The 12,037-nt window shown below is 36.2% G+C and carries 9 protein-coding genes and 1 pseudogene; all 10 read left to right on the plus strand.

Features of this window, described 5'->3' with window-relative positions; translation table 11 throughout:
* The first annotated feature begins 409 nt into the window (after window positions 1–409).
* On the plus strand, window positions 410–838 hold the full coding sequence (gene rplM / locus U9P79_07735) for a 50S ribosomal protein L13 (GenBank protein ID MEA2104512.1): 429 nt from the start codon (window positions 410–412) through the stop codon (window positions 836–838).
* 51 nt (window positions 839–889) lie between these two features.
* Window positions 890–1,276, plus strand: coding sequence for a 30S ribosomal protein S9 (rpsI, locus tag U9P79_07740; protein MEA2104513.1), 387 nt, complete (start codon window positions 890–892; stop codon window positions 1,274–1,276).
* A 145-nt stretch (window positions 1,277–1,421) separates the two neighbouring features.
* Window positions 1,422–2,228: pseudogene (gene rpsB / locus U9P79_07745) on the plus strand (30S ribosomal protein S2).
* Window positions 2,229–2,480: 252 nt separating this feature from the next.
* Window positions 2,481–3,074, plus strand: a complete 594-nt coding sequence (gene tsf / locus U9P79_07750; GenBank protein ID MEA2104514.1) for a translation elongation factor Ts — start codon at window positions 2,481–2,483, stop codon at window positions 3,072–3,074.
* 149 nt (window positions 3,075–3,223) lie between these two features.
* Window positions 3,224–3,934, plus strand: coding sequence for a UMP kinase (gene pyrH / locus U9P79_07755; GenBank protein MEA2104515.1), 711 nt, complete (start codon window positions 3,224–3,226; stop codon window positions 3,932–3,934).
* A 36-nt stretch (window positions 3,935–3,970) separates the two neighbouring features.
* A complete protein-coding gene (gene frr / locus U9P79_07760) occupies window positions 3,971–4,531 on the plus strand; it encodes a ribosome recycling factor (GenBank protein ID MEA2104516.1) in 561 nt (186 codons plus the stop codon).
* Window positions 4,532–4,537: 6 nt separating this feature from the next.
* The gene (locus U9P79_07765) at window positions 4,538–4,729 is read left to right on the plus strand and encodes a 4Fe-4S binding protein (protein ID MEA2104517.1); all 192 of its coding nucleotides are present in this window, start codon (window positions 4,538–4,540) and stop codon (window positions 4,727–4,729) included.
* A 5-nt stretch (window positions 4,730–4,734) separates the two neighbouring features.
* Window positions 4,735–7,356: a DUF2723 domain-containing protein gene (locus U9P79_07770; protein MEA2104518.1), complete on the plus strand. Its 2,622-nt coding sequence runs from the start codon at window positions 4,735–4,737 to the stop codon at window positions 7,354–7,356.
* Window positions 7,357–7,582: 226 nt separating this feature from the next.
* Complete coding sequence (secA, locus tag U9P79_07775; protein ID MEA2104519.1) at window positions 7,583–10,735, plus strand: preprotein translocase subunit SecA; 3,153 nt, start codon at window positions 7,583–7,585, stop codon at window positions 10,733–10,735.
* Window positions 10,736–10,958: 223 nt separating this feature from the next.
* Window positions 10,959–11,864, plus strand: a complete 906-nt coding sequence (locus U9P79_07780) for an endonuclease/exonuclease/phosphatase family protein (GenBank protein MEA2104520.1) — start codon at window positions 10,959–10,961, stop codon at window positions 11,862–11,864.
* The last annotated feature ends 173 nt before the right edge of the window (window positions 11,865–12,037 follow it).

Consider the following 12,037-nt stretch of genomic DNA (forward strand, 5'->3'; position numbering starts at 1 on the left):
GAATGAAAGACAGATTGGGTGAAATGGGAAAAGGGAGAAGGGAAATGAGGTTTTTATTTAATTTGGCAAATAATTTCAAGATGATTTCCCCTAACTTTACAAACTGCATTTGGCAAAAAACCAAATAAATTAACTCCCATAATATTCCTATAATTTTTTAATAATTTCACGCTTTATATTTTGTGTCGGATTGATATGGGGCAAATAAGTTTGTCAAATATTGTGAAAAATATTTTTCTTATTTGGGAAATAAATTTTTACGCTCATCCATACCGCCCCGTGTGTTGGTTAGCGAAACTTGACAATGAAATACGCTGTTAAATTTATTGGCTTTTACTTAAACCCGATCATATAGAAAATAAAAAAAGTATATAATATTGTGTAAAATGCATATTGTTAAGGAGTTTGGATGAAGACTTTTATGCCCAAAAAACAAGATATTGAACATAAATGGTTTCAAATAGATGCCACAGGCAAAGTTTTGGGGCGTTTATCAACTAAGGTTGCGATGATGTTATCAGGGAAAAATAAACCTGATTACGTACCATTTTTGGATATGGGCGATTTCGTTGTAATCACAAATGTGGAAAAGATCAAAGTAACAGGCAACAAGGAAGAGAAAAAGGAATATACATCTTATTCCGGCTATCCGGGTGGTTTAAAAACTGTTAAATACAAAGATCTGCAGAAAAAAGATCCTACAGCAATCATCAGGCACGCTGTTCGTGGTATGCTTCCAAAAAATAAGCTGAGAAAATTAATGATGAATCGTTTAAAATTATTTGTGGGTGATTCACATATTCATATTGCTCAAAAACCGGAGAAAATTGAGGTTTAATTTCAATTATTACTACAAAAATTATTTTGATATATAAACAGGAGTTAATCAATGCAATATTTTAGTGCGGTTGGCAGAAGAAAAAGTTCCGTAGCAAGAGTAAGAATTTCAAAAGGTACTGGAAAACGTATCATAAACAAAATGAAAATGGGCGATTATTTAAAACGCAAAACTCTTGAAATGAGTGTGGAGCGTCCTTTTACATTAATTAAACAATCTGATAATTTTGATTTGTATGTAAATGTAGAAGGCGGCGGACTCAGCGGTCAGGCTGGTGCTATTCGACTTGGAATTAGCAGAGCTTTGATTGAATATGATCCTGATCTTCGACCAATCTTGAAGAAAGATGGTCTTCTTACACGTGATGCTCGCGTGGTGGAACGTAAAAAATACGGACACGCAAAAGCACGCAAAAGATTCCAGCATTCTAAGCGATAAAGAATTTATTAATTAAATTAAAATAAAACAAAATAACTTAAGCCGATATTTGCAAACGGTGTTCTTATTGTTTACAACAACAGATCAGGATATAAACGCAAAATTTAAATCGGTATAAGTACAACTAACCGTTGGAGGAAAGTGAATGAACGTAACATCAATGAGAAGTTTGCTTGAGGCGGGAGTCCATTTTGGTCACAAAACAAGCCGATGGAATCCTAAAATGGCACCATACATCTTCATGCGAAGAAGTAAAATCCACATAATTGACCTTAAGCAAACTTTAGAAGCAATCAACCAAGCCTACTATTTCCTTAGGGAATTAGCAAGAAAAAACAAACACGTCTTATTTGTCGGAACAAAAAAACAATCTGCCGAATCTACCAAATCAGCTGCTGAAAAATGCGGTGAATTTTATATTACAAAACGGTGGTACGGTGGTTTGCTGACAAATATAAACACCATCCGTAAAAGTATCAAAAATCTCGATGAATTCGAGAATCTTGTTGATTCGGGTGAAATCAACAAATACACAAAACTTGAAGCCCTGAAAATGGAAAGGAAATACAATAAATTATTGGATATCCTCGGTGGCGTTCGAAAAATGGAATCCATCCCTTCCGCAGTTGTTATCACAGACACAAATCACGAAGAGATCGGAGTGAAGGAAGCTCAGAAATTGGGAATTCCCATCGTTGCTTTGGTGGATACAAACAGTAATCCCGATGGAATAGATTTTGTCATTCCAGCAAATGATGATGCAATGAAATCCCTCCATCTGCTTACGGATATAATGGCGAATGCAATTCTTGAAGGAAAACAACTTGATTCAGAAGGTGCTGATATTACCGTTACCGAAATGACGGGCGGAAAAGAAAAAGAAGAAATTGCAGAAGAGAAATCTATCGAAAAAACCGTACCAAACGAAAAACTTCCCAAAGAAGAAAATATTGCTCCCGAAAAAGTTGCTGAAGTAAAAATTGCAGAAGAAAAAATTGCAGAGAGTAAACCAATAACGGATGACAAACCAAGCAAAATAAAAAAAGAAACTAAACCCGAAAAAGAAAAAATTAAAAAAGAGAAAGTAAAAAAAGAACCTGAAACTTTTGAATGCCCTGTCTGTAAAAAAACTTTTTCTTCAAAAAGAGGACTAAAAATTCATATGGGTCTTGTCCACCAAAAATAAAAATACGTTGGAGTTTTCATGAAAATTACCGCAAAAGATGTAAAAGAATTACGAGATAAAACAAATGTTGGTTTGATGGATTGCAAAAAAGCCCTTCAAGAAACTGATGGAGATATCGCAAAAGCCGTGGATCTTCTTCGCAAAAGAGGAATCGCAAAAGCGGAGAAAAAAGCACTTCGTGATGCTGCCGATGGAATCATCTATTCATATATACATGCCGGTGCAAAATTGGGTGTTCTGCTTGAATTGTCCTGTGAAACCGATTTCGTTGCCCGTAACGAAAAATTCGTAGAGATGGCAAAGAAAATCGCAATGCATATCGCAGCAACTGATCCTATCGGAATCACACACACTGACGTGGACCCGGCACTCATTGAGAAAGAAAAAGAAATCTATCGAGCCCAGGGACTTAACTCCGGCAAACCGGATAATATCGTGGAAAAAATAGTTGAAGGTAGATTGAAAAAATTCTTTAAGGAAAACTGCTTGTTGGACCAGCCACTTATTATGGATGAAGATATCACCATTGACCAGCTTTTGAAGGACGCCATTAATACTTTTGGTGAAAATATCAAGATCAATCGTTTTTCCCGTTACGAAATTGGTAGATAAATCAGAAAAAAGCAATCGCACTCGCAATAAATATATCTAATGAACTATAGAGAACACGGAGAAATGATTTAAGGTTCGTATTTCTATCAGTGTCCTCCGAGAACTCAGTGGTTTGAAAAACAGACAAGTTAATCCTAAATAAAACGTCAATGAATTCTAAACCAAAAAGAATATTATTAAAATTAAGTGGTGAGATCCTTCAGGGTGATCGCCCTTTTGGACTTTCCAATGATGTTGTTACCGAAATTGTTCGTGAAATTATTAAAATTCATGAACATGGATTTCAGATAGCGGTAGTGATTGGGGCAGGTAATTTTTTTCGAGGTGTTTCCGAGATGGGAAATTTTATGTCCAGAACCGAAGCAGATAACATCGGGATGCTGGCAACTATCCAAAACTCGATCGCCCTAAAGGAGAAATTCTTGCAATTAGGTGTTAATGCGGGAATTTATACTTCAAGACAATTTGGAAATATCGGAAAAGTATTCAGTGCTAACCTTGTAAATAATGCTTTAGATAATGGCCAAGTTGCGATATTCGGTGGCGGAATTGGAAACCCTTTTTTCACAACTGATACTACTGCTGTACTTCGAGCTCTCGAAATCAACGCGACAATGGTGCTGAAGGGCACAAAAGTTGACGGTATTTTTGATAAAGATCCTGTAAAAAATGATGATGCCATATTCTATCCAAAAATAACTTATGATGAATATATCAAATTAAATCTTAGAGTTATGGACTTAACAGCCATTTCACTTGCTCGCGAAAATAAACTTCCTATCAAAGTGTTTAACGTTCGAGATAATAAAAATATTAGTAAAGCCGTTTTTGAAAATGACTTCGGAAGTATCATCCAATAATTTATTTAATAATAAAACAATCGTGGGGTAAAAATCATGGAACTAAATCAGATTTACGATAATGCTGAAATCGAAATGGATCAATCAATCGAAACCATGAAAAACAGATTGATAAAAATCCGTACCGGCAAAGCAAACCTTGCATTACTCGATGACGTAAAAGTTGATTATTACGGGCAGGAAACACCTATTCAACATATTGGCAGTCTTTCCACACCCGAAGCTCGGATTATAATGATCAAACCATGGGAACCTAATATGCTTGAGAAAATTGAAAAGTCCATTCTCGCATCAAATATCGGGATTACTCCCCAAAATGACGGGAAGGTAATCCGTTTGGTTTTCCCATCCCTTACTGAAGAGAGAAGAAAAGAACTTGTAAAAAATGTAAAACAAATCGGCGAGGAAACAAAAATCGCTGTTCGTAATATTCGTCGGAGTTCAAACGATGAAATAAAAAAAATGGAAAAAAATAGTGATATTTCAGAAGATAACTCCAAAATTGCTCTTGAAGAAATTCAGGATATTACAAATGAATCCACCAAAAAAATTAGTGAAATCATTACAAATAAAGAAAAAGAAATAATGGAGATCTAACTTAATATGAGTTATATTATTACATCCGATTGCGTTAAATGTGGAGTTTGCGTAGATGCTTGTATGGAAAATGCTATCGTTGAAGGTGATATGCATTTTATCATTACAACCGATTGTATTGAATGTGGATCTTGCCTTAATGTATGTCCGCTCGGTGCCATTCAAGGGCTCGAACATCTAAATGAAAAAAGTGGGTAAAAAAAATGGATTTTACCGATAAAACCAAAATTAATTTTAGAACCAATTCAATAATAGGATTGGTTCTTTTTGTTGTAACATTTGTTATTTATTTCATCACAAAACCAGCGTCCCTTTCTTTTTGGGATTGCGGAGAATATATTACTTGCAGCAGCATCCTCGGTGTTCCCCATCCTCCGGGAAATCCGTTTTACATAATGCTCGGGAAATTATTTACTATTATACCTTTCGGGCTTTCAGATGCGCAAGCTGTTAGTCTCCTTTCGATTGTGTTCAGTGCTTTTACCGTATTATTTTCTTATCTTTCCATTGTAAAATTGGTAAAAATCTGGAAAACAGAACCATATCTCGTTTACATTACAGGAATCATCGGGGCTTTGTTCGTTGCGTTTTCAAAAGAATTTTGGGTAAATGCCATCGAAGCAGAAGTCTATGGTGGGCTTTCATTCTTCCTTTCACTAATCATTTGGTTGACGCTTGTTTGGGCGGAAAAATCTCGCAACATGGAAAATCAAAACCTTTTATTGCTAATTATTTTCACATTTTTTCTTGGTTTCGGAGTCCATCAAACAACCTTGCAGATTGCTCCGGCTATTTTACTCATCATCGTTTTACCATTAATCAAATTTAATAAAAAATTCATTACTAAGGCAATTGTTCTCTTAGCATTATCGCTGATTTTGTATTACGTTTTCTACGCTATTGGTTCAGGTAGTGGCAGAGGAAGTTGGGGAAAATATGTTTTTGCGATTTTCACAATAAGTCTGCTAATATATTATTTAAAGGATTATGTTGAATTAAAAGTTTGGCTATTTGCATTATTTCTAATAATATTGGGTTTGAGCACCCATTTTATTTTGCCTATTCGAGCATCCGCACATCCTTTTATTAATGAGGGTGATCCGTCAAACTGGCAACGCTTTGGTGATTACGTTTTCCGCAAACAATATGGTCCTACCAGTTTTTTTGAAAGACGTGCTCCGATCATGGTGCAACTGAACAAACATTTCCTCCGATACTTTAGTTGGCAATTCTTCGATGCTGATGTGATTGGAAAATTTATTCACTTACCCCGTCATTTCGTGAATCTTATCGGGCAACTGATTGTTGCATTACTCGGATTTACCGGTATTTACTATCAATACAAAAAGAGCAAACGGTCTTTCATCTATCTTGCATCTCTCTTCCTTATGGGAAGCATTGCAATGATTTTGGTTATGAATCTTCAAACCGCTGAAGTGCGAGACAGACCGTATTTTTTCATTACTGCCTACATGCTTTGGGCGTTTTGGATGGGAATCGGTTCAATCGCTGTTATTCAATTTTTCAGGAAGAAAGCAAAAATACTCGGAGCGATTGCTTTGGTGATTATGTTAATGCTCCCTCTCGCGAACATGGCTTCCCACTTCCATAAAAATGATAGGAGTCAGGAATTGCTTGCTCTTGAATACGGAACGAATTTTCTGAACGGATTAGACAAAAATGCGATCATTTTTACAAATGGAGACAATGATACTTTTCCACTCTGGTTTTCTCAAGCAGTTGCTGATCCGAATGCGAAAGAATATTATCTCGAAAAAGATACTTTAATATTCAAAGAAATCACGGGCAAATCAATTAGTAAAGAAGAGAAAAAACTTAGCAGAAAAACAAATTTGTTGCTAAAACAGGCTTACGATAGTAAAAAAAATCTAGAAGGAATCAGAAAAGATGTGAGTATTGCAAATCTAAGTTTGCTTAATACTCCCTGGTATATCAAGCAACTGAAAAAGCAGGAAGGTATTGAAATAAACCTGTCGGATAAAAAAATTGATGAATTACGTCCAATGAAATTACCGCAGGATGTGGTTTTTCCGGTTGGTGATATAAAAATTAAGTTCAAAGAGGGAAAAATCCTCTATATTAAAGATTTGATGGTTTTGCAGATAATCAAAGACAATTATGGAAAACGCCCCATCTATTTTGCAGTTACAGTTGCGGATAGAGTGGGATTTGATAAATACCTTCAAATGGAAGGGATGGCAGAACGACTTGTGGAAACAAAAGGCAAATACCAAATTGATCCGATTCGATTAAATCATAATATAAATAACGTTTTTGATTTCAACTCTGTTTATAATGACAAATTGTATAAAGATGAAAACATGAAACGATTGATGAATAATTATGGTGCGAATTTTATGAGTATGGCTAATGTTCTCCACGAAAAAGGGGAAGATGAAGATGCTTTGAAATATTATAAAAAGGCGTTGGACTTCGTTAAAGCGAAGGATAAATTTCTTCCCGGACTTTCCAAACTTTATTATGCCACAAAAAAATATGATACAGCATTCGAAACCATTGCCCCCCTATTGAAAAAAAATCCCAATGACGCTCAAATCAATTATCTTGCAACGGATTATTTGGTTAAGGCTGATAAAATTGATTCTGCTCTTACCATGCTGGACAGCTTTATAATCAACAATCCCGATGAGAATTACTTTATCCAATATTATTTTGATTTATGTAAAAAAGACAAAAAATACAATCGTGGAATCGAATTGATGAACAAATTGCTTGAAGTTGACAGTAAAAATCGGTTGGCAAATAGTTACAAATCTCAGTTGGAAAATCTGCAAAAAGATTGAAAGAAGGCAGAACAAAGCGTAATCCGTTTTTCAAAACGGTATGCAACCCAAATTGAAGATTCCACAAAAATGAAGAACAAAACGTAATCCGTTTTTCCAAAACGGCATGCAACCCAACCGTTTCAACGGTTACAGAGTCGGCACGGACCACTCCGTGCCGATCGACGTGTGTCACGGAATGGTCCGTGCCACCGCAACCAACAACCAACAACCATAAGAAGAAACCATGCTAAGCAACTTACTTAAAAAATTATTCGGTACAAAATTCGAAAGAGAAATGAAAAAAATTCAGCCAATTGTGGATGAAATAAATTTGGAATACGAAAAACTACATTCCCTTTCTGATGAAGAACTCAAAGCAAAAACAGATGTTTTTAAAAATAAAATCCACAATTATACAGATGAGGATAATCAAAGATTGGAAGATCTGCAAGAGGAGTTCGACGCCGTTATTGAGGATAGTGAAAAAGACAGAATTTCTAACAAGATAGATACTGCCGAAGAAAGCTATAATGAAAGAATTCAAGAAATTCTTGATAAAATTTTGCCAGAAGCATTTGCCGTTATAAAAGAAACCTGTCGAAGATTGGTCGGGCAAAAATGGAAAGTTAGAGAGCATGAAATCGAATGGAATATGATTCCTTATGATGTTCAACTTGTGGGAGCAATAGTTTTGCATCAAGGAAATGTAGCGGAAATGAAAACGGGTGAGGGAAAAACTCTGGCTGCAACTATGCCTCTTTATTTGAATGCATTGGTCGGCAAGGGCGTGCACCTTATCACTGTGAATGATTATCTTGCTCAGCGGGATATGGAATGGATGAGCGAAATATATAAATTTCACGGATTAACAGTGGGCTGTATTCATGGCGAGATGGAACCGGAGGAGAGAAAAAAGCAGTATAATTGTGATATAACTTACGGAACAAATAATGAATTTGGCTTTGATTATTTACGCGATAATATGGCCGTTAATCCTGAAGCTGTGGTACAGCGTAATTATTTTTATTGCATCGTGGATGAAGTGGATAGTGTGCTCATTGATGAAGCAAGAACTCCCCTTATTATTTCCGGTGCGGTGGAACATTCCAAAAATTATTTTCGCGAATTGAACCCCCAGATTCGAAATTTGATCAGTAAGCAATCTATGCTTGCAAATAGATTACTCAAAGAAGCTGAAATGATGATCAGAGATGATAAAGTGGAGGAAAATTCATTTGAATTCGGGCAAAAAATTCTTTCTGTAAAACGGGCTGATCCGAAGAATAAAAGATTGCACAAACTTCTCAAAACCGGAGAATACAAAAAAATTATGAATGAAGTTGAGGGAGAATATCTCAAAGATAAAAAACTCCATGAACTCGATGAAGAACTGTTTTTTGCTGTTGAAGAAGGGCAACGAAGTGCTGACCTTACAGACAAAGGACAAGAAATTTTAGAAAAATATGATAAAACTTTATTTGTAATGCCCGTGTTGGATGATGAGATTGAAAAGATTGAGAAGAACGAGAATCTTTCTGCCGAAGAAAAACAGCAAAGCAAGAAAAAGGCTCAAGATGATTTTCTCGAAAAAAACGAAAAATTGCATAATATTAAACAGATGCTGGTGGCATATTCACTTTTTGAAAAAGATGTTGATTATATCATTGCTGAGGATAAGGTGATGATCGTTGATACATTTACCGGTCGCGTTATGCCCGGAAGAAGATTTAGCGAAGGATTACACCAAGCATTGGAAGCAAAAGAACTGGTAAAAATTCAGGAAGCCACTCAAACTCTTGCCACGATTACTCTCCAGAACTATTTTCGAATGTACACCAAACTTGCAGGTATGACCGGTACTGCCGAAACTGAAGCCGGAGAATTCAAAGAGATCTACGATCTGATTGTAGTTCAAATTCCTACAAACGAACCTATTCGTAGAATTGATCAGGATGACCTGATTTTCCGAACAAAAAGAGAAAAGTTTAATGCAATTATTGAAGAAATTGAAAGTTGGTATAAAAAAAGACGTCCTGTTCTTGTGGGAACTATTTCTGTGGAAATTTCCGAAGTTATCAGCAGATTACTAAAACGAAAAGGAATACCACACGAAGTTCTTAATGCAAAGCAAAATCAACGGGAAGCGGAAATTGTAAGGTATGCCGGACAGTCTGGTTCGATTACAATCGCAACAAATATGGCAGGAAGAGGAACAGATATCAAACTCGGTGACGGTGTTGTCAAATGCGATAAATGTATAATCGCATGTGGAAATGATTGTGAAAATGCCGGCGAAAACGCACCCACAAATCCCAAGGACTGCATAAAGGTTGATGTCCCTTGCGGTTTGCACATCATCGGAACAGAACGCCACGAAAGTCGCCGTATAGATCTGCAACTTCGTGGTAGAAGCGGAAGACAGGGAAATCCGGGTTCTTCCAGATTTTATCTTTCTCTCGAAGATGATCTCATGCGTATTTTCGGTTCGGACAGGATTGCAAATATCATGGCAAAACTCGGGATGGACGAAGGCGAAGCTATCAAACATCCTTGGATGACAAAAGCAGTAGGAAACGCTCAGAAAAGAGTAGAAGGGCATAACTTTGAGATTCGTAAACAGCTGATAAAATATGATGATGTGATGAATCAACAACGAGAAGTGATTTATTCATATCGCAGAAAAGTATTGAAGGGGCTGGATCTTAGAGACGAAATTTTGGAAATGCTCTATGACGTGATTGGAAATAGAGTGGAATCTGCAGTTGGGGGAATTCAGTATGAAGAGAGCTGGCCCCTCGAAGATATTGCCCAGTGGTTTGAAACGGAATTGAGACAGAAACTAACCCTTCCTGAGATATCTGATAATATTCGTAACGAGAAAGACCTTACGGATTTTCTTTATAAACAATTGGAAAAAGCCTATGCAGAAAAAGAAAAAGGATTCGAATCTCAGCAAAGAGATGTAGAGCGATATTCTCTCCTGAAAGTTGTAGATTCGGAATGGAAAGACCACCTTTATCAGATGGATCGTCTCAAAGAAGGCATCGGTTTGAGAGCCTATGCTCAGAAAGATCCACTTGTGGAATATAAACATGAAAGTTTTGAACTTTTTCTGGATCTCGTTGATACTATCAAAGAAAAGGTAATGAAAAATGTTTTTACCCTCTACCCGGCAATTTATTATCAGGTAAAATCCTTAGAGAAAAATTTTGATTTATCTCATACAGAGCAGTCAGCATTTCAAAAATCAACAAGTCCTTCCCAGCAAATTCAACCGGAAATGCAGAAAACAACGCAAGATAAACAGAGCCCGATCAAAGTTGAAAAAGTAGGCAGAAATGATCTTTGCCCTTGTGGAAGTGGAAAGAAATATAAGCATTGCTGCGGACGGAAATGACTGAAATCCTGCGAATGGTTGATGGATGTTATTTATCCACACCTTCTCAATGATTGGAACAGACACATCGTGGAGCTTCGAACAAAAAATTTCGTCAAAGAAATTGATTCCAAACTTCCGAAATGATTTTGAGAGAACACATATCTTATACAAAAAATGTCCACAATGTTTAGAAAGTCTATAGGTCTGGAATCAGACAACTAAAAGTTTAGAAGGCTATCCTATGAAGAATATATTTTTACTAGCTTTATTACTTTTCACTTTTCCTCTTTTTGCAGATGAATTACCAAAAATTGATTACCCTCAACTTAAGTTTGGAGATTCGAATTCATTGGAAATAATGAGCTGGAATATCCAACATTTCCCTAAAAATGTTAATACGGTAAATTATGCTGCAAAAATAATCCACGCAGTAGATCCCGATGTGGTCGGCTTGCAAGAAATTGAAAGCGATTCCGCATTCGTTGTTCTCGTAAATGAATTACAAATAATTGATCCGAAAAGCAAGTGGAACGGTTTCCGAGCGGATACGGATGAATGGAATTTGAATCTTGCATATTTGTATAAAACAGCAGTAGTTGAAATTGACAGTATCTATCAGATATATCCATCAGATTCCATTTATCATAGTCCTTTCCCCAGAAAACCTCTTGTTTTGGAATTCATCTATCGTAATGAAAATTATTTTGTGATCAACAATCATCTAAAAGCTATGGGAGGCGAGAAAAACGAATCCCGACGTAAAGCTGCTTGCAAACTGCTCGATGAATATATCGAAAATAATTTATCCGAAGAAGAAGTATTCATAATCGGTGATATGAACGATGAAATTGCCGAACCTGCAGAATTTAACGTTTTTATAAGCTTTATCAATCAACCTGAAAAATACAGATTCGCTGATATGGATATCGCTCAAGATAGCACTGCAAACTGGTCTTATCCTTACTGGAAATATCGTGGACAAATAGATCATATTCTTATCACAAATGAATTATTCGATGAATTTCAGCATAAGGATTCCGAGATCAAAACAATTGTTATTGACGAATATATGGATGGTGGCGAAAACGCAAGGTATAAATATATTACAGATCATCGTCCGGTCGCAATTAAATTGCAAATACAATAATAGAAATGTAGAACGAAAAACGAAATTTTACCCAACTCAATTTTCTTTTCTGCGAGGGCATAAATGCCCACGCTGAATCGAATAAAGCCGGATAAATCAGGCTGAAAAAAATGGCTGCTATGTAATGAGTATTATTCATAATACTTTTTTCGATTTAGCGTGGGGGTTTACCC

It is taken from the genome of Candidatus Cloacimonadota bacterium, assembly GCA_034661015.1.
Taxonomy (GTDB): domain Bacteria; phylum Cloacimonadota; class Cloacimonadia; order JGIOTU-2; family JGIOTU-2; genus JAYEKN01.